Raw genomic sequence first — 3,730 nt, 5'->3', positions numbered from 1 at the left:
CCCATTTTGGAATTGGAGCGCATTAATGCACTAAAAATTATATTGGTGTCAATAACAACCTTCATTTAATGAATCGGTGCTTGTTTTCTGCCCACCAATTTTTCTTCGACTCGTTAGCCAATTCATTTGCAATATCTTCAGTTGCCTGAGAATCATTTGTGGCTTCACGGTACTTTAGAAAACTGTAAATCCTTTGTAATTCGGTGATTTCAAAATCTCCGGAAATCCGTAATATTATTTCATTTTTAGATCTTTCAACTATCATAATCAAATATACTCAAAATCGGATAAAATGATTCAAGCGATCAAAGAACTTATCGCATGCCATTTAATGTTGTAACCTGTTTTTAACCCTTTACCATGACGAAAACCAAACCAAAAGAGAATAGGGTCACGATGGCCCATGTATTCAAAACAATCATTTGGCCCCGAAAGAAACATTTGTTTTTAGGCCTTTTTCTGATAATCATAAGTAGGCTTTCTGGGTTGATTCTGCCTGGAGCAAGCAAATACCTGATAGATGATGTCATCCCCTCAAATGACTTAGACATGCTAAAATGGCTCGTTTTGATTGTTGTGGGTGCGATCACCATACAGGCCATTACTTCTTATGCCCTCACACAGATACTCAGCGTAGAAGCGCAGCACCTGATCTCTCAATTGAGATCCAAAGTCCAAAGTCATATCATACAGCTTCCGATTCGTTTTTTTGACAATACTAAAACCGGTGAGCTGGTTTCGAGGATCATGACAGATGTGGAAGGAGTGAGGAACCTTGTGGGAACAGGCTTTGCGCAGATGATCGGAGGGATTTTGACAGCGGCAATTTCACTGGGCTTATTGATTTACATCAGTCCTCTGATGACTTTGTATGTGTTGGTTCCTGTGATCATTTTCGGATTTATTTCACTGAAAGCTTTTGGGAAAATCAGACCGATTTTTAGAGAAAGAGGAAAAATCAATGCTGAAGTCACCGGAAGGCTGACAGAAACTCTGGGAGGAATCAGGGTCATCAAAGGTTTTAATGCCGAAGTACAAGAGATCAAAAGCTTTGAAGCTGGAGTTGAGCGCTTGTTTTTGAATGTGAAGGCAAGTTTGACAGCAACGAGTTTTGTGACTTCCGCTGCCACATTTTTGCTTGGCTTGGCTTCAGCAGGTATCATGGGAATCGGTGGCTATATGATCATGGATGGACAGATGACCTTTGGAGATTTCTTGGCATTTACGCTTTACTTAGGATTTATGATCGCACCGATTGTACAGATGAGCAATATTGGCAGTCAGTTTACAGAGGCTTTTGCGGGATTGGATAGGACTGAGGAGATCATGAACAGGCCATTAGAAAATGCAAGTGGGGAAAGGGTTGTTGCCATCCCCCATATCAAAGGAGATATCAGGTTCGAGGATGTCTCATTTGCCTATGAAGAGGGAAAAGAGGTATTGAAAGGGATTTCATTCAATGCGCCTGCGGGTTCAGTTACAGCGCTAGTCGGTACCTCAGGTTCGGGAAAAACCACAATCGCAGGATTGGCAGCTTCATTTTTGAATTCAGATTCAGGACTCATTACGGTTGATGGCGTTGACATACAAAAAATCACTTTGAATAGCTTCAGATCACAATTGGGAGTGGTCTTGCAGGATGATTTTCTCTTTGAAGGAACGATTAGAGATAATATACTTTTTCCAAGACCTGATGCGACTGAAGAAAAGCTAATTCAAGCAGTCAAAGCAGCACATGTGCAAGAGTTTACCGACAGGTTTGAAGATGGACTGAATACCTTGATAGGAGAGAGGGGCGTAAAATTGTCTGGAGGTCAAAGGCAGCGGATCGCCATTGCAAGGGCAATTTTGGCGGATCCAAGGATTTTGATTTTGGATGAGGCTACCTCCAATTTGGATACAGAAAGTGAATCATTGATACAAGCTAGTCTGAAAGAGTTGATGCATGGCAGAACGACTTTTGTTATCGCCCACCGACTGAGTACAATAAGGCAGGCAGATCAGATATTGGTCATTGAGCAAGGGGAAATTGTAGAAAGAGGTCAACACGAAGAGTTGATTGCAAAGCAAGGCAGGTACTATCAGCTTTATACTTATCAGGCAAGGATTTAAGTTTTGGGTTGATTTTTGGGTATTAGCAAGTCGAAAAACTATTTTAACCTGTAAATGCCTGTTTAAATTCACTAAAGTCCTGTTTTTATCTGCAGAACCCTGCCATAATTTGATAATCTATGAGGTTGATTGGGATAGTATAATCCTTTAACTTTAGGATTATGAAAAAACAAACCTTCCTTTTCTTCTTAATACTTCTTCTAGGTTCTAGGATTGAAGTGTCAGCCCAATCTACTGAGGCCCAAAATGTTTCCAAAGCAATAGATGGATTAGTAGTGGCTATGATCGCCGCTGACAAAGACATGCTCAATTTCCAACTTTCTGATGCCTTGCATTATGGTCATTCTAGTGGCTTGATCCAGGACAAGGAAGGATTTGTCAAAGAAGTAGTTAGTAAATCCCCTCTAAGCTATCAATCCATAGAACGGGAAAATGAGGTAATCCATTTGTCAAAAAAAACAGCTACTGTCAGCCATATCCTAACCATTAAGGGGAAAAACCCTTCGGGAGAGGCTGTAAATATCAGGATAGGTAACATGATGGTATGGGAAAAGGAAAAATCCGGATGGAAGCTTTTAGCAAGGCAAGCGTATAAATTATAAGTAGCTTAGGATGTATAAAGAAAAAATCCCTGACCGAAAACCTAATTAGGTCCGTCAGGGATTTTTAATTCTTGGAGGCTATTTTTTTAAAAAATGGTAAATTTAGTTTGGTAATTTTATCCGTAGATCAGTTTTTTCATGTGATCAACTGAAATCGGTTTGATGATATATTCCTGAATCTCAGGGATTTTTGTGATCGGATCGATGTCATCGGGGTGTATCGAACTGCTGATCATTACAATTTTGAATTTGTTTTTCGTCCTTTTGTCAAATTTCATAAACTGTTGCAGAAAATTCCAACCGTTTGTTTTTGGCATATGCAGATCAAGCAGAACGAGCTGTTTTTCTCCGCGTTTTTTGGGTTGAGGCATCTCTATGCTAGAACTGATATAGTTCATTGCCTGACTCCCGTCAGGAAGAGAAACAACCTCGCCTTCAAAACCCAGGTGGTTAATTAGTTTCTTGTGAACATGATTTGTGACAACATCATCATCGACCAAAATGATTTTGTTCCATTTTTTTGTATAATTCATAGTAGGGTGAACTATATGATTGCGGGTGAACTATTTGGTATTTATTTTTTTGATTTTTAAATCTAGTAAATTACTTTTTAAAAAATGAAATTTTGGTTTGAGAATTATATAATAAAAGTACAATTTTTTATAAGTGATTGATTCATAGTATAATAAATTAATGAGTTTAAACTCGCGCCAACAATTTATTTTGCTTTTTATGCCAAGAAAAACGCATCTCAAACTTTTTTTCATCTATATTCTTCAGATTGTTTACTATTATTTCAAGATAAATTGAAAATTTTCAAGTAAATACAAGAATTTTAGAGAAAAACAGAATTAAATTAAAGTTAGCCTACACAACATGATATTATTTTTTAATTGTTGGATTGGCTGTCAAAATTATTGTGTTTAGAGTTTTTAGTAAGACAAGATAGAACTTAGGAGGCACCTAATTATAAATATTAAGTCTTTGTATATCAATTGGTTTGATTAAAATTAGAT

4 protein-coding genes are annotated in these 3,730 nt (G+C 37.7%); 2 read left to right on the top strand and 2 right to left on the bottom strand.

The window, feature by feature from the left end:
* Positions 1–61: 61 nt before the first annotated feature.
* Positions 62–265: a hypothetical protein gene (locus ACZFYI_RS17135; RefSeq protein ID WP_462525349.1), complete on the bottom strand. Its 204-nt coding sequence runs from the start codon at positions 263–265 to the stop codon at positions 62–64.
* A gap of 95 nt (positions 266–360) precedes the next feature.
* On the opposite strand from ACZFYI_RS17135, the gene ACZFYI_RS17130 reads away from it, so the two are divergent.
* Positions 361–2,112: an ABC transporter ATP-binding protein gene (locus ACZFYI_RS17130; protein ID WP_462525348.1), complete on the top strand. Its 1,752-nt coding sequence runs from the start codon at positions 361–363 to the stop codon at positions 2,110–2,112.
* A 161-nt stretch (positions 2,113–2,273) separates the two neighbouring features.
* Positions 2,274–2,714, top strand: coding sequence for a nuclear transport factor 2 family protein (locus ACZFYI_RS17125; protein ID WP_462525347.1), 441 nt, complete (start codon positions 2,274–2,276; stop codon positions 2,712–2,714).
* Between the two features lie 116 nt (positions 2,715–2,830).
* Here the strand turns inward: ACZFYI_RS17125 and ACZFYI_RS17120 are convergent, their stop codons facing one another.
* Positions 2,831–3,247, bottom strand: a complete 417-nt coding sequence (locus tag ACZFYI_RS17120) for a response regulator (protein WP_462525346.1) — start codon at positions 3,245–3,247, stop codon at positions 2,831–2,833.
* Between the last annotated feature and the right edge of the window lie 483 nt (positions 3,248–3,730).

Source organism: Aquiflexum sp. (assembly GCF_977115555.1).
Note: the sequence above shows the minus strand (reverse complement) of the source record. Positions and strands in the feature narration are given on the sequence as shown.